The organism is Rhizobium zaerense (genome assembly GCF_051810725.1).
GTDB lineage: Bacteria > Pseudomonadota > Alphaproteobacteria > Rhizobiales > Rhizobiaceae > Rhizobium > Rhizobium leguminosarum_I.
Genome location: NZ_CM132690.1, coordinates 1,898,287 through 1,919,411, shown reverse-complemented (window position 1 = coordinate 1,919,411; position 21,125 = coordinate 1,898,287). Strand labels below are relative to the sequence as shown.

Below are 21,125 nucleotides of genomic sequence, written 5' to 3'. Positions count from 1 at the left end.
CCCACGAAGCCCCATTATCCCTTTATTCCGGCGGAGAGCATGATGGCGCGCGTGACCTGCTTCTGAAAGAGGAGGTAGAGTATGGCGACGGGAAGACCGGCCAATACCGCCGCAGCCATGTCCTTGGCAAAGCGCACGCCGAAGACGTCCTTCACCTGGGTGATGCCGACGGGAATGGTGATTGTGGCGTCCGAAGTCGCGACCAGGAACGGCCATAGGAAATTGTTCCATGCCGCGATAAAGGTCGTGATACCAAGCGCGATGATCACGCCCCAGTTCATCGGCACATAGATCTTCCATAACGTTCGCAAATGGCCCGCATTGTCGAGCATCGCCGCCTCGCGGAATTCCTTCGGGATCTGGTCGAAGAACTGTTTGAGGATGATAATGACCGATGGCACCACGAGTTGCGGCATGATGATGCCGCCCCAGCTATTGATCAGCCCGAATGAGTTCATCAGCACGAAATGGTTGATGATAAGCGCCTCCGCCGGGACCATCACCGAGGCAATCAGCGCGCCGTAGATCAGGCGGCGGCCGGGAAAGTGAATTTGGCTCAAGGCATAGGCACAGCAGACGCTGGCTGCCAGCACCACCAACGCAATGATCGTCGATGTGCCGACCGAGTTGATATACCATTGCACGATACTGGAGCGGTCGATCACGTAGAGATAGGGCTCGATCGTCGGTTCTTTAGGTAACAACCCGGATGCTGGGCTCGCCACCTCAGTGTCGGATTTCAGCGAAGTCACGATCGCCCAGTAAAGCGGGAAGAACCAGATCAGCGCCCCGAGCACGGCCAGAGCAGTCAGCGCGCGGCCGCTCCAATTGCTTGCGGCAATGCTACCGTTCGTCCGCGCCAGAGCCGCTTGTTGATCGGTTGCCAGAACGCTCATTTTTCACCTCGCGCCCGCAGGAACTGATATTGGAAAACGGAGGCAATCAGGATGATGATGAACAGTATGGTAGCGACGGCTGCACCTTCTCCACCCTTGTTCTGCTTGAAGGCGAGGTCGTAGATGACGGTCATGACCACGGATTGCGCGTCAGCCGGCGTGTGGGCGAAATAGCCGAGCAGATACGGCTGCGAAAAAATCTTGAACTGCGCAATCAGCTGCAGCGTCAGCACCAACGCTGTCACCGGCCAGATCAGCGGCCAGGTTATCTTTGAGAACACCCGCCAGCGGCTGGCATTGTCGAGCGCCGCCGCTTCGTAGATGTCGGACGAAATGCTGCGCAAGGCGGCAAGAAACAGAAGAATGTTGAAACCGATCGTCCACCAGATCGTGACGACGGCGACGGAGGGCATGAAATAGGTCGGCGAACGCAGCACCGGCAGCGGGCGGCCGCCGGTAAACAGGCCGATGACATTCTGGATGACGCCATATTGCATGTTTGCGATCCAGGTCCAGATCTGGGTCACCACCGATACCGGCAGAATGGAAGGCAGAAAAAAGCACGCCAGGACCAACATCTGTATGCGCCCGGTCAGACGATTGACCCCCATGGCAACGAACAGCGCCAGAGACGTGCCGGGAATGACGGTCAGAACGATGAAGTACAGCGTGTTCAGAAGCGCCTTCTGAAATTGAGGCGAATAGAGTTGGCGCGCGTAATTGTCGAGGCCGACCCACTCGCCGGGACCGATCAGCGGCGCATTGGTGAAGCTCATCGCCACCATGCGCCACGTCGGATAGGCAAAGATCACCAGAAACGCGATGACGGCCGGTGCGACCAGCAGCGCTGCAATCAGGCTGTCCTGCTTCTTGTTGCTGACTGCAGCCATCTATCACCTGCCTCGGTTATGCGATCCCGGGCCAGGAACTGCCCCGGGGACTGTTGAAGGAAAACGTCACTGAGAGTTCATATGATCGCGGAACGTCTCCAGTGTCTCCTTCAGATCGCCGTCGCCGTTCAGCGGTCCGGACGCCATGTTCTGCCAGTCGTCGTCGAACTTGGACGCAGCGCCGGTGAGCGGCGTCTTCGGCATATAGAAGGCGTTGAGCGCCATGGCGGCATAGTCCGCTTGCGGCTTGAGCGCCTTATAGGCGTCAGACGTGCTGACCGGCAAATAAGCCGGGATATGGCCGGCGCCGGCCCATTCCAGTGAGTTCACATTCATCCATCTGATGACTTCGAGAACTGCGGCACGCTTTTCCGGCGTCATGGTCACGCCGACATTGTTGGGCATGACAAACGAGTGCGAGTCCGCCCAGTTGGCAGGCTTGCCCATCCAGGCGGGAATGTTCACCATGCCGTAATCGAAGCCGCTGCCCTTGGCCACTTCGGTTTCCATGGTCGGCAGCTCCCAGTTGCCGTTCAAGAAGAAGGCGGATTGTCCGGCCAGGAAGGTCGGAGTGATGGTTTCAGGGTCGATATAGGGCTGCGCCCAGCCTTGCTTCACCCAATTGGTGATCTCGCCATAGGCCTTTTGCATCTTGTCGAAATTGTCGCCCTGCAGGAATTTGCCATCGGTGGTCAATTGACCGCCCAATTGGCCGAACAAAGTATAGATGTCGCGCAAATCGCCGCTGGACGACGCGATGACGACGCCGTTCTTGCCGGCTTCCTTGGCCTTGGCCAACAGCGCCCGCCAGCCTTCCAGCGTATCGATGCCGGTCGGCTTGCCGTCCTTGCCCAATGCTCCAAGTTCCTTCAGTACATTCTTGTTGTAGTAGAGCACCTCGCCGTGCACGTCGAACGGTACGGCGTAGCGCATATTGTCGACCGTCGAGGCGGCGATTGCATTCGGCGGATAGTCGCTGTCCTTCAAACCGACAGCCTGAAGCTCCTTCGGATCGATTGGCGACACGGTCTTGGCCGAAACCGCACCGGCCAGGCGCGACAGGTGGTAGGTGGCGATGTCAGGTCCCTGGCCGACAGCAGTTGATGTCTGCAGCTTGGTGTAATAAGGGATGCCCCATTCGAGGGTGGTGCCCTTGATTTGGATCTTGTCCTTATGTTCGTCGTTGAAGCGCTGAATCAGCGCCTTCATTCGCACGCCGTCGCCTCCCGACAAAAAGTCCCACCAAACGACATTTTCGGCTGCAAATGCCGGGAAGGCAATCATGACGGCGAACGCCGCAATCGATGTTTTCAACAGGTTACGCATTCTCACTCCTCCAGAATGATCGGTTTTCCTGCCGGGACCTCCTTCGGAGGGCGGCCTTGCTGTCTCGCGCCGCAGCCTAGCCGGCCGCGTGATAACCTTTGCCCATTTCATCAAACAGCATCGCCGTCGCTCCTTCGACGGCAAACGCGATTTCGGAACCACCACGGGCCGTGGTGATTGGGGCGTCAACGCCGACGACCTGCGTCCCGTCGGCGAGTTCGGCGTGGACCAGAGAGCGGTCGCCCATCTGCTGCACTGTGACGACTTTGCCCCTTAGCGTGCCGTGCGGCGAGACCGTCAGGCTCTCCGGCCGCAAGCCAAGCGTGAGGTTGGCACCAGGCAAACTGTCGAACGGAACCGAGGTTTGCAGCCCGACGCCGCCGCCGGTTGTGACAATCGCGCCGTCCAGACCGCTCTCAATCCGTGCCGCCGGCAGGAAGTTCATCGGCGGCGAGCCGACGAACTGGGCAACGTAGCGGGTGCTGGGGCGGGCATAAATATCCATGGGCGCGCCGACCTGCTCGATCCTTCCTTTGTTCAGAAGGACAATCCGGGTCGCCAGCGTCATTGCCTCGGCCTGATCATGGGTTACGAAAACCATCGTGGCGCCAAGACGATCATGCAGCTGCGACAGTTCGAAACGGGTGCGTGTACGCAGGCCGGCGTCCAGGTTCGACAGGGGTTCGTCAAAGAGGAAGACTTTTGGCTCACGCACGATGGCGCGGCCAATCGCAACGCGTTGGCGCTGGCCGCCGGACAGATGCGCCGGCTTGCGGTCGAGGAGATGGTCCATCTCCAGCATCCTGGCCGCCGTCGCAATGCGGGTTGCAATCTCGGCTTTCGGCGTACCGACATTGACCAGTCCAAAGGCAAGATTTTCTCGCACGCTCATATGCGGATAGAGCGCATAGGACTGGAACACCATGGATACCTCACGCTGGCCGGGGGCAAGCTGGTCGACACGGCGCCCGCCGATCCAGATTTCGCCGCCCGAAACCGTCTCCAGCCCGGCGATCATGCGCAGAAGGGTGGACTTGCCACAGCCGGAAGCGCCCAGGAAGACGATGAACTCGCCGCTGTCTATCCCGAGCGAGATGTCGTTGAGCACTTCCACCGCCCCAAAACTCTTGGAAACGTTGCGGATGTTCACGCCTGCATCTGTCTTGGCCACCTAAACCTCCTCCCGGTCATGTGCGGCGGTTCAATTCTACAAACGGCCTATCCCGCGGCGGCCGTCTCGATGATGCAATCAAGCAAGGTCGCTGCGACCGGATCGGCGCCCGCGGGTTCGCGCATCAGGCCGAAGGTCGTCGCCACGATACGACCTGAGCCGACCCGCCGTTCGGCAATGGTCGCGCAGGGCTTGTGAATCCAGCCCGCCATCGTGCCGGCATGGACCAGCCCATCGAAATGGATCGGTCGGAAGCCGGTGATGACGCGGTTGGGGTTGACGCCGACAAAGGATAGGTCGGTGAGCGGGCCGCCCGGCAGACGTTCAAATACCCCGGAACGCTTCACCCAGCTGAAGCCGGTGACCCAGTTACCCTTCCAGATGGTGCCGTTGCGTTCGGTGACGCGCATCTGCGGCATGGGCTGCCCGCGATCGCCTCCGGTCGGATAATTCCAGTTTGGCTGATCATTGCGCAGATTGCCAAACGACAGGAGCGCAACATCGGCCAGCGACACGTAATGGGCGCCGTGCTCCAGGGCATCGATATCGGCCTGGCTCAATGTCGAGACAACCCGCACATGCGCCTTGTCGGCGTTTACGACCTCATAGCCAAGGGAGGTCAGATATTGCGCGATCTCGGGCTCTGCCGACGAAACCGAACGCACAGTTTTGGACCGTCGGGCATAGACGCTGATATCGAGGCTGTTGCGCGCCAGCTCGTTGTCGCCGGCGGTCAGCGTGAACTGGACACTGGCCTGATTGCCGGCTTTTTCTGCGGCGAAGGATAGATCAATTGCTGGCAGGCGGCACACTGACGTCGCATCCACCGCTTCGACCGCCATCTTGCCAGCAGCTGCGCCATCGACACTCCAGCCCAATTCGGTCGCTGGCAGCGCCTTGCCGCCCGTCGAGATTTCGAGCTCGATGCTGGCCGTGTCGCCCGCCCAGACCGCATAGCGCTGCATGCGCGGCACGATGACCACGTCGGTGTTAATCTCATGGAAACGGTTGTGATAGGCGCGCGTATTGCGCTCCATGTCCATGAGGCCATTGGCTTCCCAGTGCAGATCGGTCAGCTCGGTGATGACATAGCCCTGGATCGAGGCATGGCGGCGCATTTCTTCGATCTCGAACTTGAGGGCATTGAACTGATGCCATTGCGTGTCCTCGATGAAGGAGTCGAAGGACGGAAAAACCTTGTCGAACTGAAAGGTGCGGAAGCGCTGCTCGACACCATGCGGATAGGTCGCACCTTCGCTGTCCCACTCCAGTCCGTTGCTGAACCAGAACGGCTCCTTGCCGTCCTGCAGCAGCTTGTCTGGACGCGGCAGGCCCCAGACGCCGAACTCGGAGACGACGAGCGGCTCGTCGCCGCGCCGTTTCGCATCGCCGTCCGGCGAATAGGACCAGTCGGGCCGCTTGGCGAAGGCCGAAACCCAATCGGCCCACTCGCGCGCCATTTCCGGAACCGAGGCGTAATAGTGGTAATCATCGATGTCGGAGACGACATGGAAGTTTGGAATGCAGGCGGAATTGTCCACCACCAGCCGTGTCGGGTCCTTCTTTTTCAGCCAATGGTAGGCGTTGTCCAGCCAGCTCCGCTGATCGGCGCTTTCGACAAGACGCGTCCCCCAGTCTTCGTTGATGATGGTCCAGATCACGATAGAGGGATGGTTGCTGTCGCGGCGCAGGATCCCTTCCATCGTATCGAGCAGGCGCTGCGCCGACTTCTCGGTGAACGTCTGGACGTTGGGGATTTCCGTCCAGACCAGCAGGCCAAAGCGGTCAGCCACATCATAGTAGCGCGGATCGGGAACCTTGATATGGCAGCGCAGGAGGTTGAGGCCAAGCTCCTTCGATTTACGCGCCTGGTCTTCCAGAAACTCCAGTGACGGCGGCGTGTAGATGCCCTCGGGATAGTAATCCTGATCCAGCGCGCCGCGCATGTAGAATGGCTGGCCGTTCAGGAAAAACTTTCCATCTCTCGCTTCAAACGTCCGAAAGCCGAAATCCTGGACGTCGGCATCGATGACGACGTCGCCCTGACGCAGTTCGACGACAGCCCGGTAAAGCGCGGGATCATCGAGCGACCAGGCCTCGACCTTGGCGACCTTGAGCGCGACGGAGGCGTGTGCCGCGCCGTTGAGAGCAAGCTCGGCGGACGCCGCCACCGCGCCATTGCGGTCGAGAAGCCTAATGTTCAACGCACCAGTGAAGGCCGCGGCCAGTTCGACATCAACCGTCACGCCGCCGGTGGAGAGGTCGGCGCGAATGCCCTGGTGAGCGATATGCGCCTCGGAGCGGCACTCCAGCCAGACCGACTGCCAGATGCCGCCCAACATACCGTACCAGCTCTGCTTGCCGTGCGGGATTTCATCGAATGGAAAGTCGGGGAAAGCCTGTCCGTCAGAACTCGGCAGCGTGACCCGTACGTCAAGACGCATTTCACCGCCCAGCAGATCGGCGGGGATGACAAATTCAAACGGCAGATAGCCGCCTTCGTGAGAGCCAAGGTGCCTGCCATTGACCGACACTTCGGCGAAATAGTTCACCGCGCCGAAATGCACGATCACCTGACGACCTTGCCATTTCTGCGGCACGGTAAGCGTGCGCGAATAAGTTGCCACGCCCGCAGCGGCGCGTAGATCCGGAAGGTACGCCTGCCAAGGAGCGGGCACGGCAATCGTCGCGGGCTCGTGTCCCTGCAGCTGAAAGTCCCAGGTCCCGTCGAGAGAGAGGCGCGCACGCGGCCCGGAATGGGTGTCGGCGAAACGGCGGGAGGCGATGGTCATGAGCCGCAAGCTTTCCAGTTGGATGTAGTCACAAAATAAGTTACAGATAGGTTTCGTAACTCAAAAATGTAACTCCCGCAAGCCCGCCGCTTCACATTGTCCGTTAGATTTTCTAACGTGCATGCCAACTGTCTGAGAGAGAAACTGCGTGAACGACAAAATAACGAAACGACCGACAATGTCCGACATCGCTGCAAAGGTCGGCGTTTCGCATGCGACGGTTTCACTGGTGCTGAACGAGGCGCCCGGCAAGCGCGTTTCCGAGAAGATGCGTAGTCATGTGCTGGCTGTGGCCGAGGAGCTTGGCTATCAGAAGACCAGGCCCGTCAATGGCCCGATCGGCGGCATCATCGTGCTTTTGATCGACGATCTGATGGCTTCGCATCACGCCGCGCCGCTGATTGAAGGCGTGCGTGAGGCAGCAGAAGAACGGGGCTTGGCGGCGATCACCGTCGTTACCGGCGGACAGGTCGAATTCGCAGAGGTCATTCTCGACTATCTGGGCCGGCGTCAGATCGTCGGAGTGGTCTACGCCACCCTCATCACCCAGTTGGCGCCAGTGCTGCCCTCCAAACTTGCCAACTACCCGACCGTGCTCTTGAACTGCCATCAGCAGCGGGCCGAATTCTCGTCGATCATTCCTGGCGATCTTGCCGGCGGTTTTGCGGCGACGGAGACACTAATCAAGGCCGGACATCGCCGCATAGCCATGATCGACGCGGGCAAGGAGCGGCTTGAAGCGTCCCGAGATCGTTTAAGCGGTTACCGCCAGGCGCTCACCACCTACGATATCGCGGTGGATCCAGAGCTGATTGTGTCCGGCGCCTGGTCGCTCGACCTCGGGCGCGAGAAAATGCTGCAGTTGCTCGACCTGCCATCCCCGCCGACTGCGGTATTCTGTTTTTCAGACCGGGTGGCGATGGGTGCCTATGATGCAATCAGAATAAGAGGCTTGAAAATCCCCGAAGACATTTCCGTCGTCGGCTTCGATGATGACAGCCTTGTCCGAAAAATCCTGCCGCCACTCACCACGTTGAAACTGCCGCACGAGGAGATGGGCCAATGGGCGGTGGCTGAGCTTCTGGAAAAGGTGGCGCAGCCGAAGAGGACACCAGTGCGGCTGAAGATGGAATGCCAGTTAATCCTGCGCGCTTCCATCGCCCCGCCTCGTTAAGGCAAGTGGGGATTCTTCGCGACTTGATGACCTAGCGATCGAGCACCGACCGGATCTCGACGAGGTTTGAGCGCACCCTCAGAATATAAAAGCCCATCGTGGCGAGATGGCTCGGCATGATCCAGCCGTCCTCGCGCCCGTTCGAGATGATCGCCGGCTGGATGCGGAGCGCCGCCTGGAACTGCCGCATGGTCCCGCCCCAGATCGTTCCGAGATTGCGTTCCGCCACCACCTGCGAGAAATCCGCCTGGGCGGCAGCCAAGATCGCGTAGTAGCCATAGAGCTGGCCATAGGCGAACCAGAACCGGTCGTCGGCGCGTGTATCGAACCAGCCGCGATTGTGGTTTTCCGAGCGCTCGGCGAGCATGTCGGAGGTGCCGCCGAGATCGTTGGCAATGCGGTCGATAAACTGCATCAGGTTGTCGGCGCGGCCGTCGAAAATGACATTGCAGAGGGCGAGATCGGTGTTGAACTTGCGCAGGCTGCCGATCGCCGAGCGGTAATAGGAAGGCGTCGGCGTCTTCGGCCCGAAGGGATTGAGCCCGAAATACCAGCTGTTTTCGTCAAACTGCAGATTGCCGCGCGCGCTCTGCAGGTCGTTGTTGATGCCCGATGTGCCGCGCACGCGTCCGAGCGTATCGACAAGCTCCGCCGAAGTCCGCCGGACCGCCTGGTTGACGCCGCGCTGGAACGACGCCTTGTTGTCGAGGAAGGGCGTGTGATCCCAGTCGATGCCGAAGAAGCCCATCTTGTAGAGCAGCATGGAGGAGATCCATGCGTTCTGGTTGACATTGAAATCGGTCAGATCGGCCGCGACGTCGACGATCGCCGAGCGCTGGCAGGTCTTCGGCGCCGTCGCCGCCGCGCCGCCGGCCGCCGGCACGTCCTGCCCGGCTGCGACCTTGCGTTCGGAAAGCCGGTACTCGTCGACGAAGGCGGGGTTGAAATTCGACCAGACCTGCGTCTGCCAGAAGAAATAACCGTAGAGCACGACCAGCAGCGCCACGAACGCGATCACCGGCAGCCGGATCATCCAACTCCGGCGCTGATACCAGCCCTGCGCGGCAAGAAAGGGCCAGAAAGCCCAAGCGAAAAACAGGCGGGCCCAGCGGCCGATCGTCTGGCCGATCAGCCTGAAAAAACCGGCTATCCGGTCAAGCATCGTCGTCTCCTGTCAGGCGAGGCGAACATCGGGACATTGCCGCCCCGCTGCATCCCACATATGCGCTCGATGGGCCGAGCACAACACGAGCCCTTCGATTTTTCGGAATGAAAGCATTGCGCAAGAGGGGTATTGCCCGCGCCCTGCCGGTCAGGAGCGCAGGAGAGGCAGGCGGAAGCGCAAGGACCTGCGCGCCGTATCGATCAGAGGCGCTCCCGATGTTTCCGCCGACGGCTCGGCATAGGTCGGAAACCTTCTTGTGAATTCGAGATCGGCGCGGCTCTTGCGCCGCTCCAGATCCTGGGCGACCAGCATGCCCTTCTCGAACAGCCTGATCGGCGTGGCGATATCGGGAAAGAGTTCCGGTTTGATCCTCGCCTTCATGCCCGGCCTGTCGGTATCGACCTGCGCCTGGTAGATGATCAGCCGCTCCTCGACGTCTATCAACAGCTTGCGCAGCAGCACATTGCAGGCGGCGATCCGGCCGTTCAGCGAATCGACAAAGGCCTGGAACAGGCCGATGAAGCGCTCGCGCCGCTGGCTGTCGTCTCGCATCTCGTGCTCTTCGGCGGAATTTCGCTCGGCCTCCGCCTTCAGCGCCCGCCGTTCCGCCTCCATCTGCTCCCAATGAGCCCTGTTGCCATAGACGCCGATACGGCCCTGCGTGGTCAGCGCCTTGGCATTGAGCTCCTTCATCTTGAGGCGGGCGATATCGATGGAATCGACCAGCCGGCGCCGCTGCTCGACAATATCGACAAGGCTGCGTTCGGCTGCCCTGTGCCGTTCGGTGAGCGAGGCGCGCTGGCCGGCGATCAGCTTGGCGAGCGCGTCCGATTTCGTCAAAAGGTCGAGCAGCCGCTCGATGACCGGCGCCTCGCGCACGCGTTCGGTATACATGCGCCACATCCGCTGGCGCGACACCCAGCCGGCCATCTTCTCACCCAGCGTCAGCCCCCGGAAACTATCGAGATCGGCAGAAACCTCGGCCGTCAGCCGGTCAAGAGAAAAGACCAGCTCGGCCAGCTGGGCGTCGAGCGCCGCAGCATCGGCGATATGGGCCTGGAAGCGGGCATTCTGTTCCAGGAAAACCTCGTCAGCCGACCGCGTTTCCTCGCCGCTGAAGGCGCCGATCGCCGCCACGCAATAGGCTCCTTCGGCCGCAATCCTCTCGGCAAAGCTGCCTACAGCTTCGTACTGGCTATCGAATGGCGGGGGTTTGCGCACCTGATCTCTCCAGGGAATCTCCTGCTCAAGCTAGTCGCTTGCGGCGCTAAAGAAAACAGGCGGCATCGCCGGCTTCAGACCGGCTCGGCGATCCAGGCTCCGTTCATCGCGTCGTCCCAATGCCTGCGGCAGAGCGAGACATATTTCTCGTTGCCGCCGACATCGATCTGGGCGCCTTCGTGCAGTACGTTTCCTTCCGCGCCGAGCCGCACAACCATCGTCGCCTTGCGCCCGCAATGGCAGATCGTGCGCACCTCGCGCATTTCGTCGGCGATCGCCAGCAGTTCCTGCGAGGCCGGAAACAGCTTGCCCTGGAAATCGGTTCTCAGCCCATAGACCATGACAGGGATACCAAGCCTGTCGACGACGCGGGCAAGCTGCCAGACATGGACAGGCGTCATGAAATGCGCCTCGTCGACGAAGATGCAGGAAATCGGCGCGCCTTCGCCGCTCAGCGCCGCGACGAGCCGGAACAGATCCTCATGCGGCTCGAAGGGAATGGCGCTCGCCTCCAAGCCGATCCGCGAGCCGATGACGCCACGGCCGGCGCGCTCGTCGAAGGCGGCGATCAGCTGCACCGTGCGCATGCCGCGCTCCTGGTAATTGTAGGAGGCCTGCAGCAGCATCGTCGACTTGCCGGCGTTCATCGTCGAGTAGTTGAAATAGAGTTTTGCCATCCGATTTCTCCTTAATCGGCTTATTGAAAGCTCGGAATGGCAAAGAAAAGCCCCGAGAGAACGATAATCACAGGAATCCGGCTCGAAAACCGGCGAAAGCCTTGAAAACCAGGCGCTCGGAAAAAATCCGCCGACGTCGCAATCGCATAGGTCGATACGACGCAAACGCGCTGAGGTCGCTTGTCAAACTCGGTTATTGATGGTTGGCTTGGGAACTTAAAGACTGGGAGTCTAAAATGAAAACAACAAGCACGTTCAAACTCGTTACCGCAACTGCCGTCGCCGCCCTCTCCGTTGCGACCGCCGCCTTCGCCGCCGATCCCGACAGCTGCTCCACCGTTCATTTCTCGGACGTCGGCTGGACGGATATCACCGCCACCACCGCCACCGCATCCGTCGTCCTGAAGAGCATCGGCTATCAGACCGACATCAAGGTTCTCTCGGTGCCGGTCACCTACACCTCGCTGAAGAACAAGGACATAGACATCTTCCTCGGCAACTGGATGCCGACACAGGAAAAGGACGTCCGGCCCTATCTCGACGACAAGTCGGTCGAATCTTTCGGCCCCAACCTCGTCGGTGCCAAGTATACGCTCGCAACCAACGCCAAGGGTGCGGAACTCGGCATCAAGGACTTCAAGGACATCGCCGCTCATAAGGACGATCTCGACGGTAAGATCTATGGCATCGAGCCTGGCAATGACGGCAACCGCCTCGTCATGGACATGATCGAAAAGAACACCTTCGGCATGAAAGATCTGGAAGTCGTCGAATCCTCCGAGCAGGGCATGCTCGCCCAGGTCGCGCGCGCCGACAAATCAGGCAAGCCCGTTGTCTTCCTCGGCTGGGAACCCCATCCGATGAACACCAACTTCAAGCTGACCTACCTCACAGGCGGCGACGATATCTTCGGTCCGGATTTCGGCGGCGCCAAGGTCTTCACCAATGTCCGCGCCGGTTATCTCGACGAATGCCCGAATGTCGGCACGATGCTGAAGAACCTGACGTTCTCCCTCGACATGGAGAACCACATCATGGGCAAAATCCTCAACGACGGCAAAGAGCCGGAGGCTGCAGCTTCCGAATGGCTGAAGGCGAACCCCGCAGCACTCGAGCCCTGGCTTAATGGCGTCAAGACCCGCGATGGCAAGGGCGACGCTCTCGCGGCCGCCAAGACCGGCCTCGGCCTCTGACGATACGACCGGGGCGGCTCGCCGCCCCGGTTCATTTTTGTCCGGTTGTTGTTTTTTTGGATGGGCGCGCCGTTGAATTGGATCACCGAATTTAAGATTCCCATTGGCTCCTGGGCCAAATCCTTCGTGGACTGGCTGACCTCGAACGGCGAATGGTTCTTCAACCAGGTCGCCTTCCTGCTGTCGAGCGCCATAGACGGCCTGCTCTTCGTGCTGCAGAAGCCTCATCCGCTGATCGTCATCGCCGCCATCACCGCCATCGCCTTTTGGTTGCGCCGATCGATCGCGGTCGCGGTCTTCACCTGTCTCGGGCTGCTGCTGATCGTGAACCAGGACTATTGGAAGGAAACGACGGAGACGCTCGCCCTCGTGCTCGCCGCCACCTTCGTCTGCATGGTGATCGGCATTCCGCTCGGCATTGCCGCTGCTCGCCGCCCTTGGGTCTATGCGGCCATGCGCCCCGTGCTCGATCTCATGCAAACCATACCGACATTCGTTTATCTGATCCCGGCGCTCATCTTGTTCGGCCTCGGCATGGTGCCAGGCCTGATCGCGACCGTCATCTTCGCAATCCCCGCCCCGATCCGGCTGACGCGCCTCGGCATCATCTCGACGCCGCCGTCCCTCGTCGAAGCCGCCGTCGCTTTCGGCGCGACGCCGATACAGGTGCTACGCAAGATCGAGCTTCCCTTCGCCACGCCGCAGATCATGGCGGGTCTCACCCAGACCATCATGCTGTCGCTGTCGATGGTCGTCATCGCCGCCCTTGTCGGCGCTCCCGGGCTTGGCGTGCCCGTCGTCCGTGCGCTTAACACCGTCAATATCGCCAAGGGCTTCGAGGCGGGCTTCTGCATCGTCATCCTGGCAATCATTCTCGACCGGATGTTCCGCACGGCGGGTGAAGGAGGCGCTGCATGACCGCGGTAAACTTTAACAATGTCAGCATCATCTTCGGCGATCGGCCGGAAACAGCGCTTGCCATGGTCGATCAGGGCAAATCGCGAGACGAAATCGGCGCCGCGACCGGCTTGGTGCTCGGCGTCGCCGATGCCTCACTGACGATCGAGGAAGGCGAGATCCTGGTGCTGATGGGCCTTTCCGGCTCTGGCAAGTCGACGCTGCTGCGCGCCGTCAATGGGCTCGCTCCCGTGGTGCGCGGTGATGTAGCGGTCTCCACGACCACCGGCCCCGTCAACCCCTACAGATGCAATGCCAAGGCGCTGCGCGATTTGCGCACCCACACCGTCTCCATGGTGTTCCAGCAGTTCGCCCTTTTGCCTTGGCGCACGGTCGCCGAAAATGTCGGCTTCGGCCTCGAACTCGCCGGCATGCCGGAAGCCGAACGCAAGCTCCGCGTCGGCGAGCAGCTTGAACTGGTCAACCTGACGAAATGGGCAGGCCGCAAGGTCAACGAGCTTTCCGGCGGCATGCAGCAGCGTGTCGGCCTTGCCCGCGCCTTTGCCACCGGCGCCCCGATCCTGCTCATGGACGAGCCTTTCTCGGCGCTCGATCCATTGATCCGCACCCGCTTGCAGGACGAGCTCCTGGAGTTCCAGCGGCGGTTGAAGAAGACCATTCTTTTCGTCAGCCACGATCTCGACGAGGCCTTCCGCATCGGCAATCGCATCGCCATCATGGAGGGCGGCCGCATCATCCAATGCGGAACTCCGCACGACATCGTCAAGAATCCCGCAGACCAGTATGTCGCCGATTTCGTGCAGAACCTCAATCCGATCAACATGTTGACTGCGGCCGACGTGATGCAGCCCGGCCTTGGCCAGACTGCCGCCGGCATGAGTGTCAGCGCCACGGCTCGTGCCGCGACGCCGCTGATCGATGTCCTCGACGCCCTGGCCCGCCAACCCGGCAGTATCGGCATCGTCGAGAACGGCGCGATTGTCGGCACCATCTCCGCTCAGGATATCGTCGCCGGCCTCACCCGCCATCGCCGCAAGCAGGAAGCTTGATGTTTTCGATCCGCTTTGTCACAAAACGGATATGAAAGATCCGGCCTCACCCTTACGCGAAACCGACGACGATGCCCGCAAGCTCGCCCGCGTGCTTCTGCGCTCCGCCCGGCACGCCGCGATTGCCGTTCTCGACCCCGAGACCGGCTTTCCCTTTGCCAGTCGCGTGCTGGTCGCCACCGATATCGACGGCGCCCCCGTCATCCTCGTTTCGAAGCTATCGGCCCATACAAAGGCGCTTGCCAGAGACCCGCGCGCCTCGCTCCTGACAGGCGAGCCCGGCAAGGGCGATCCCCTCGCCTATCCGCGTCTGACGACCCAATGCCTGGCAGAACCCGTCGAGCGCAGCAGTGCATTCTACGAGCGTATCCGCACGCGTTTTCTCGCTCGCCATACCAAGGCGAAGCTTTATATCGACTTTCCTGATTTCCTGTTCTTCCGTCTTAAGCCGGAACAGGCCAGCCTCAATGGCGGCTTCGGCCGCGCCTACCAGTTGGATGGGAACGATCTCATAATCCAGTCGGCCGCGAATGAGGCAATTGCCACCGAGGCGGAAGAGACAGTGCGAGATTTAGTAGAACGCCATCCCGATGTCGCCGAAGCCCTCGCTATCAGGCTGAAGGCGCCGGAATCGGGTCCTTGGCGCATTTGTGGTATCGATTCCTCAGGTTTTGACATGATTTCCGGCGACTTGCTGCTGCGATACGAGTTCGAAACCCTCGCTGTGGATACCGATCACATTTGTTCAAACATGACTAAAATAGCATACTCGATACCTTAAATTTAGGTATATACAATCTTCGAGCCCAGTTGCTAGTTTTTAGCGTCAGTCAAAATCCCGGCTGACGGCCTGTGCCAGCACGAATGATGTACGTTTCGCATTAGGAAGATAACATATGGAAACCTCTGATTTGGCCGATCACACGAACGTGGCGGCAGCTTTATTGTCGGCCATGGCAAACCCGAAAAGATTGCTGATCTTGTGTAGCCTCGTGAAGGGCGAAGTGGCCGTCGGCGTGCTTGCGACGCAGGTCGGCCTCAGCCAGTCGGCTCTCTCTCAGCACCTGTCGAAACTACGCGCTCAAAAACTGGTCAAGACCCGCCGAGACGCACAGACCATCTATTATTCGAGCAGCTCCGAGCCGGTCATGAAGATCCTGGCAACGCTCGAAGACATCTACCTCGTGCAGAAGAGAAACAGATCCGCCGCTTGATGATAGCGCTGACATGAATGTCGGCCGATGCCAGCACCTGAACCTTATGGCACGACCGGCAAATTTCCGATTTGCCGGTCGTGCCTTTGAGTGCCCTGGTCTTTCTGCTCCTTTCGCCGGCGGCGAAGGAGTTGCAGCCTCATCGCGCTGAAGCGCTCGCCTCATGATCGATCGACGCAGCTTCACCCTGCTGTCAGGAGGAGCTTTCGGGACTTTTCCCGTTGACGCCTTGGGAAGCCCTGATAATTTGACCGGGCAGTAAAAATATGGGCGTGAAGCCCCGGGAAGGGCCGTCAGCGGCCAGGAGAACAGCATGTCCAATCGCCTCAATGCACCGAACGATCTTCGCGCCTTCTGGATGCCGTTTACGGCAAATCGCCAGTTCAAGAAGGAGCCGCGTTTGTTCGTGGGCGCCAAGGACATGTACTATACGACCCATGACGGCCGTCAGGTGCTGGACGGCACGGCTGGCCTCTGGTGCGTCAATGCCGGCCACTGCCGCCCGAAGATCACCGAAGCGATCCGCGAGCAGGCCGGCGAGCTCGATTATGCGCCGGCCTTCCAGCTCGGCCATCCCAAGGCCTTCGAACTGGCGAACCGCCTGGTCGACATTGCCCCGGAAGGCCTGAACCACGTTCTCTACACCAATTCCGGTTCCGAATCCGTCGAGACGGCGCTCAAGGTGGCGCTCGCCTATCACCGCGTGAAGGGCAATGGATCACGCTTCCGCCTGATCGGCCGCGAGCGCGGCTATCATGGCGTCAATTTCGGCGGCATCTCCGTCGGCGGCATCGTCACCAACCGTAAGATGTTCGGCACACTTCTGACCGGCGTCGATCACATGCCGCACACCCACCAGCCCGGCAAAAACAACTTCACTCGCGGCGAGCCCGAGCATGGCGGCGACATCGCTACCGAACTCGAGCGTATCGTCACCTTGCATGACGCTTCCACCGTCGCCGCCGTCATCATCGAGCCGGTGGCGGGTTCCACCGGCGTCTTGATTCCGCCGAAGGGCTACCTGCAAAAGCTGCGCGAGATCTGCACCAAGCATGGCATCCTTCTGATCTTCGACGAGGTCATCACTGGCTTCGGACGCCTCGGCGCTCCCTTCGCCGCGCAATATTACGACGTCAAGCCTGACATGATCACCGCCGCCAAGGGGCTGACCAACGGTGTCATTCCGATGGGCGCGGTCTTCGTTACCTCGGAGATCCATGATGCCTTCATGAACGGCCCGGAACATATGATCGAGTTCTTCCACGGCTACACCTATTCCGGCAACCCGATCGCCTCCGCCGCCGCGCTCGCCACGCTCGACACCTACAAGGAGGAGGGCCTGCTGACACGCGCCGCCGAGCTTTCCGAGTACTGGGCCGACGCGCTGCATTCGCTGAAGGACTGCCCCAATGTCATCGACATCAGGAACACCGGCTTGATCGGCGCGATCGAACTCGACCCGATCGCCGGCGAGCCCACCAAGCGCGCCTTCACCGCTTTCCTGAAGGCCTATGAAAGCGGCCTGCTGATCCGCACCACCGGCGATATCATCGCGCTCTCCCCGCCACTGATCATCGAGAAGCACCATATCGACGAACTCTTCGGCAAGCTGCGAACCATCCTGCAGAACAACGTCTGAGAAAGCTCTGAGGCTTCCAGCAACAGGGCCTGCGGCGGACCTCCTGCATTCCTTAAGTCGGAATCGATTTAAGGATAAAATTGTGCGGCAATTGAAAGTTTTACAGCGTCCTTTGCGCGTCTGAAAAGACGCGCGGCGCTCTAGAGCGTATCCGGATTTAGTTGAATCGGAAGGGATTCCGTTTTTGTGTGTTTTGTGATTCAAGATGCTGGCTGGAGTGGAGGCCAGCATCGAATGACGCGACCTCTTTCCAATGATCTTCGTGAGCGTGTTGTTGCTGCAATCGAAGCCGGTGAGAGCTGCCGGTCGGTTGCGGCGCGGTTCGGTATTGCCGTGTCTTCAGCGGTAAAGTGGTCGCAGCGTTATCGTTCGAGCGGATCTGTCGCGCCTGGGAAGATGGGCGGCCACCGCAAGCGGGTTCTGGAGCCGCATCGGGCGTTTATCGTGGAGCGGATCAACCAGACGCCGCATGTGTCACTGCACAGGTTGAAGGAAGAGCTGGCCGCGCGAGGGGTGAAGGTATCCCACGATACGGTATGGCAGTTCCTGCGGCGTGAGGGATTGCGGTTCAAAAAAAACACTGTTCGCCCTTGAGCAGGCGCGCGCTGACGTCGCGCGACGGCGACAGCGCTGGCGATCCTGGCAGGCTGGCCTCGATCCAAGACGGCTGGTCTTCATCGATGAAACCTGGATCAAGACCAACATGGCGCCGCTTCGAGGGTGGGGGCCGAAGGGCAAACGCCTGCGCAGCTTCGCGCCGCACGGACATTGGCGCACCCTGACTTTCCTCGGCGCGTTGCGCTGCGATCGGCTTACCGCACCCTGTGTCTTCGATGGACCGATCAACGGTGAGTGCTTTCGCGCCTATGTCGAGCAGCAACTCGTACCGGTGCTCAAACCCGGCGACATCGTCGTGATGGATAATCTCGGCTCCCACAAGTCGGCCGCCATCCGTCAGATGATCCGCAACGCTGGTGCTCGGCTCTGGTACTTGCCGCCATACTCCCCCGACCTCAATCCGATCGAACAGGCTTTCGCCAAAATCAAGCACTGGATGCGCCTGGCTCAGAAGCGAACCATCGATGACACCTGGCGCCACATCGGACACCTCGTCACAACCATCGAGCCCAGCGAATGCAGCAACTACTTCGACAATGCCGGATACGCTTCCGTCAAAACCTGAAACGCTCTAAGCCCACGCAGGCCCTTTTGTTGCGAAGCCAGATAGATTTCAGCTCACCGCGGCGACGGAAAGGCAGAGGGCGAATTTCTTCAGGAGCCGGCGATCGAATTGCCCTTCGCTGCCAAGCATCCATTTCAGTGATTGGCTCGCGCTCCATGGCGCCTTGTACGGCCGCACGGAGGTCACGGCGTCATAGACGTCGCAAATCGCAGCAACACGCGCGTGGAAGCTGACCTGCGCCTCGGAAAGCCTGCGGGGATAACCCTTGCCATCGATACGCTCATGATGGTTGAGGCAGACGTCGAGAACCATCTCCGACATGCCTTGCTGGCGTGACAGAATTGCATGCCCCTTTTCCGGATGATCGCGGATCATTTTGATCTCATCCTCGTCCAGGCGCCCTTCCTTGTTGAGTATCTCGAGCGGAATTTCGAGCTTGCCGACGTCGTGCAGCAATCCTGCCGTGCCGAGCATCTGCACGGTAGTCTCGTCAAGTCCGAGATGACGGCCGAACAGGATCATCAGCGCGCTCACCGAAAGGGAATGCAGAAATGTTGCCTCGTCCTTGGATTTCAGACGCGTAACGCTGAGAAAGACGGTGGGATTGTCATCCATCGACTTGGAGACAGAGGAAATCACCGGCGCCACCTGATCGACGCTGATGCCATCGCCATGCTGGAGCCGGCTGAAAACGCTTTCCAGCACCTGCACGGATTTCTGGATGGTCTCGCGTGCCGCCTTGGTGTCGATCTCGATATTGCCGCCTGGCAGGCCGTCGATGTCGAGGCCTCTGCTGGTGTTGATGACAATGCCTTCAATACCGCTCTTGCGAAGTTTCAGGGCATCGGCTTCACGGCGCAGCAGAAATCTTCGCTTGGACAGAAGAGGGTCATGCCATGCACCCTCGATCGCCTCCACAAACATTCCGTTGCGCACCTGTCTGGCTTCGATACGCTTCAGCATCCAGATCTCAGTTCCTGAAATATCTCTCTGTCTATGATCGACCGTTCTTTTGCATCGCAGCAATATGCGGGAACAATGGTTCTACTCTAATTGGTAGAATCAAGTGTTAATCTCAAAACAGAATTCGAATATTCAGAAAGACCAAGAGACCTTCCGCGAAATTCAGCAGGTTCATCGGCGCATCGCGATTGTGCGGGGTACCGGCACCCTCCTGAAAATCAGCAGACGGCGCCAGGATCGACGATTCGGGGACGAATTCGCCCCTGATCGAGCCGATTTTCGTTCTATTTTGTTATCAACTTGCGGAATCTCACCAAAATTCCTAGAAATCTTGTCGCTGCACCACTCGAGCCAAATATGGCCGGAGGGCGCATTGATCGCGCCGATATCGATCGTTCTTGGCACGGCTCCTGGGCCGCTGAACGATCCGGAAAAGCCGGCGCGACGCTTCATCGCGGGTCGCATGACCCCATCCAAGGAGATAGACAATGACCCTCAAGACATTGACGGCGGCCCTCGTCGCGTCACTCGCCTTTGCGCCGCTTGCCCATGCCGATATCACCATCGGCCTGATCGCTCCGTTGACAGGCCCCGTCGCTGCCTATGGCGACCAAGTGAAGAACGGCGCTCAGACGGCCGTCGACGAGATCAACAAGAAGGGCGGGATTCTCGGCGAGAAGGTCGTCCTCGAACTGGCCGACGATGCCGGCGAACCGAAGCAGGGCGTTTCCGCCGCCAACAAGGTCGTCGGCGACGGCATCCGCTTCGTCGTCGGCCCGGTAACCTCGGGCGTAGCCATTCCTGTTTCGGACGTGCTTGCTGAAAACGGCGTGCTGATGGTTACCCCGACCGCGACGGCCCCTGACCTGACCAAGCGTGGTCTCACCAATGTGCTGCGCACCTGCGGCCGCGACGACCAGCAGGCAGAAGTCGCCGCCAAATATGTGCTAAAGAATTTCAAAGACAAGCGCGTCGCCATCGTCAACGACAAGGGCGCCTACGGCAAGGGCCTCGCCGATGCCTTCAAGGCGACGCTGAATGCCGGCGGCATCACCGAAGTCGTCAATGACGCAATCACGCCTGGCGACAAGGATTTCAGCGCGCTCACCACCCGCATCAAGTCCGAAAAGGTCGACGTGGTCTATTTCGGCGGCTACCATCCGGAAGGCGGCCTGCTCGCCCGCCAATTGCATGACCTCGCCGCCAACGCGACGATCATCGGCGGCGATGGACTCTCCAACACCGAATTCTGGGCAATCGGCACGGATGCGGCAGCAGGTACGATCTTCACCAACGCTTCGGACGCCACCAAGAGCCCGGATTCCAAGACCGCAGCCGACGCGCTCGCCGCCAAGAACATCCCGGCCGAAGCCTTCACGCTGAACGCCTATGCCGCCGTCGAAGTGCTGAAAGCCGGCATCGAGAAGGCCGGCAGTGCCGAGAATGCGGAAGCCGTCGCGACCGCGTTGAAGGACGGCAAGGAGATCCCGACTGCCATCGGCAAGGTCACCTACGGCGAGACCGGCGACCTGACCTCGCAGAGCTTCTCGCTCTACAAGTGGGAAGCCGGCAAGATCGTCGCCGCCGAATAAACCATCGCTTACCGTCGACGACCGGGCGCCCCTACGGCGCCCGGTTTCGTTTTGCGGCACTC

At 60.2% G+C, this 21,125-nt stretch carries 18 protein-coding genes; 9 read left to right on the top strand and 9 right to left on the bottom strand.

Features of this window, described 5'->3' with window-relative positions:
- Positions 1–14: 14 nt before the first annotated feature.
- The 5 genes from ACS4RR_RS09110 to ACS4RR_RS09090 form a co-directional block, all read right to left on the bottom strand.
- Positions 15–797, bottom strand: coding sequence for a carbohydrate ABC transporter permease (locus tag ACS4RR_RS09110; RefSeq protein ID WP_050561851.1), 783 nt, complete (start codon positions 795–797; stop codon positions 15–17).
- A gap of 95 nt (positions 798–892) precedes the next feature.
- Complete coding sequence (locus ACS4RR_RS09105) at positions 893–1,786, bottom strand: carbohydrate ABC transporter permease (protein ID WP_017965380.1); 894 nt, start codon at positions 1,784–1,786, stop codon at positions 893–895.
- 66 nt (positions 1,787–1,852) lie between these two features.
- Positions 1,853–3,112, bottom strand: coding sequence for a type 2 periplasmic-binding domain-containing protein (locus ACS4RR_RS09100; protein WP_260109170.1), 1,260 nt, complete (start codon positions 3,110–3,112; stop codon positions 1,853–1,855).
- A 76-nt stretch (positions 3,113–3,188) separates the two neighbouring features.
- Positions 3,189–4,283, bottom strand: coding sequence for an ABC transporter ATP-binding protein (locus ACS4RR_RS09095; protein WP_260109171.1), 1,095 nt, complete (start codon positions 4,281–4,283; stop codon positions 3,189–3,191).
- Between the two features lie 47 nt (positions 4,284–4,330).
- Positions 4,331–7,075 (bottom strand): glycoside hydrolase family 2 protein, encoded by a 2,745-nt coding sequence (locus tag ACS4RR_RS09090; protein ID WP_260109172.1) that lies wholly within the window; start codon positions 7,073–7,075, stop codon positions 4,331–4,333.
- A gap of 178 nt (positions 7,076–7,253) precedes the next feature.
- Here ACS4RR_RS09090 and ACS4RR_RS09085 point away from each other — a divergent pair, with 178 nt between their 5' ends.
- Positions 7,254–8,249, top strand: a complete 996-nt coding sequence (locus tag ACS4RR_RS09085; protein ID WP_260109173.1) for a LacI family DNA-binding transcriptional regulator — start codon at positions 7,254–7,256, stop codon at positions 8,247–8,249.
- Between the two features lie 31 nt (positions 8,250–8,280).
- On the opposite strand, the gene ACS4RR_RS09080 is transcribed toward ACS4RR_RS09085, so the two are convergent.
- The 3 genes from ACS4RR_RS09080 to ACS4RR_RS09070 form a co-directional block, all read right to left on the bottom strand.
- Positions 8,281–9,411: a DUF2333 family protein gene (locus ACS4RR_RS09080; RefSeq protein WP_260109174.1), complete on the bottom strand. Its 1,131-nt coding sequence runs from the start codon at positions 9,409–9,411 to the stop codon at positions 8,281–8,283.
- A 150-nt stretch (positions 9,412–9,561) separates the two neighbouring features.
- Positions 9,562–10,635, bottom strand: coding sequence for a hypothetical protein (locus ACS4RR_RS09075; RefSeq protein ID WP_260109175.1), 1,074 nt, complete (start codon positions 10,633–10,635; stop codon positions 9,562–9,564).
- 74 nt (positions 10,636–10,709) lie between these two features.
- Positions 10,710–11,312, bottom strand: a complete 603-nt coding sequence (locus ACS4RR_RS09070) for a thymidine kinase (protein ID WP_260109176.1) — start codon at positions 11,310–11,312, stop codon at positions 10,710–10,712.
- 236 nt (positions 11,313–11,548) lie between these two features.
- Between ACS4RR_RS09070 and ACS4RR_RS09065 the strand changes: the two genes are divergently transcribed.
- From ACS4RR_RS09065 to ACS4RR_RS09035, 7 genes are all read left to right on the top strand, one after another.
- Entirely contained in the window at positions 11,549–12,505 is a 957-nt protein-coding gene (locus tag ACS4RR_RS09065) for a choline ABC transporter substrate-binding protein (RefSeq protein WP_260109177.1), read from the top strand.
- Positions 12,506–12,577: 72 nt separating this feature from the next.
- On the top strand, positions 12,578–13,423 hold the full coding sequence (gene choW, locus ACS4RR_RS09060) for a choline ABC transporter permease subunit (RefSeq protein ID WP_064247862.1): 846 nt from the start codon (positions 12,578–12,580) through the stop codon (positions 13,421–13,423).
- Positions 13,420–14,472 carry a choline ABC transporter ATP-binding protein gene (choV, locus tag ACS4RR_RS09055; RefSeq protein ID WP_222246773.1) on the top strand — a complete coding sequence of 351 codons (1,053 nt, stop codon included), beginning with the start codon at positions 13,420–13,422 and terminating at the stop codon, positions 14,470–14,472. Before choW ends, choV begins: the two co-directional genes overlap by 4 nt.
- 31 nt (positions 14,473–14,503) lie before the next feature.
- Entirely contained in the window at positions 14,504–15,253 is a 750-nt protein-coding gene (locus ACS4RR_RS09050) for a HugZ family pyridoxamine 5'-phosphate oxidase (RefSeq protein WP_456189989.1), read from the top strand.
- 115 nt (positions 15,254–15,368) lie between these two features.
- Positions 15,369–15,686 carry an ArsR/SmtB family transcription factor gene (locus tag ACS4RR_RS09045; protein WP_017965391.1) on the top strand — a complete coding sequence of 106 codons (318 nt, stop codon included), beginning with the start codon at positions 15,369–15,371 and terminating at the stop codon, positions 15,684–15,686.
- Between the two features lie 313 nt (positions 15,687–15,999).
- Positions 16,000–17,325: an omega-aminotransferase AptA gene (aptA, locus tag ACS4RR_RS09040; protein WP_456189988.1), complete on the top strand. Its 1,326-nt coding sequence runs from the start codon at positions 16,000–16,002 to the stop codon at positions 17,323–17,325.
- Positions 17,326–17,559: 234 nt separating this feature from the next.
- Positions 17,560–18,508, top strand: a protein-coding gene (locus ACS4RR_RS09035) for an IS630 family transposase (RefSeq protein ID WP_260109160.1) whose coding sequence is annotated in 2 segments (ribosomal slippage) — positions 17,560–17,895 and positions 17,897–18,508 — 948 coding nt in all. Because the reading frame shifts where the segments join, the coding sequence is not laid out codon by codon here.
- 48 nt (positions 18,509–18,556) lie between these two features.
- Here the strand turns inward: ACS4RR_RS09035 and ACS4RR_RS09030 are convergent.
- The gene (locus ACS4RR_RS09030) at positions 18,557–19,471 is read right to left on the bottom strand and encodes an HD-GYP domain-containing protein (RefSeq protein ID WP_456189987.1); all 915 of its coding nucleotides are present in this window, start codon (positions 19,469–19,471) and stop codon (positions 18,557–18,559) included.
- A gap of 488 nt (positions 19,472–19,959) precedes the next feature.
- Here ACS4RR_RS09030 and ACS4RR_RS09025 point away from each other — a divergent pair, with 488 nt between their 5' ends.
- Complete coding sequence (locus ACS4RR_RS09025) at positions 19,960–21,063, top strand: branched-chain amino acid ABC transporter substrate-binding protein (protein WP_456189986.1); 1,104 nt, start codon at positions 19,960–19,962, stop codon at positions 21,061–21,063.
- Positions 21,064–21,125 lie beyond the last annotated feature (62 nt).